1 pseudogene is annotated in these 364 nt (G+C 42.6%); it reads left to right on the top strand.

Annotated elements, in window-relative coordinates:
- Window positions 1-29 precede the first annotated feature (29 nt).
- Window positions 30-364: pseudogene (locus BHE89_RS22180) on the top strand (ATP-binding protein); the annotation flags it as partial.

Raw genomic sequence — 364 nt, 5'->3', positions numbered from 1 at the left:
AAGTTGTACTAGGAATGCTTCATTCAAATATGGATCTATCAATCCCAAATATCATCTATCTGGATGCGGAAGAACGGCGTTGGATTGTGCCCCAAAAAAGTATTTCTTCATTAGCGCCTGATGACTTAAGTAAAAATTGGTTAGCGACTTACTCTCCCTCCTCTGACTGGAAGGGTCAGCTTGAAGCATCACTGTTCAATATGAAAGCGACACTCCCTGCGCTCTACCCTGAAATGATAAAAACACTGAATCAGTTCTTCTCTGGAAAAGTCATTGTAGAGGAAATTCAACCGGGGCAACGTCAGCAGGTCAAACTTGCTAACGGCGATACTCATACTCTAGATGAAATGAGTTCTGGTGAGCA

This window comes from Shigella sp. FC1967, assembly GCF_001743005.1.
In the GTDB taxonomy this organism is placed as follows: domain Bacteria; phylum Pseudomonadota; class Gammaproteobacteria; order Enterobacterales; family Enterobacteriaceae; genus Proteus.
Note: the sequence above shows the minus strand (reverse complement) of the source record. Positions and strands in the feature narration are given on the sequence as shown.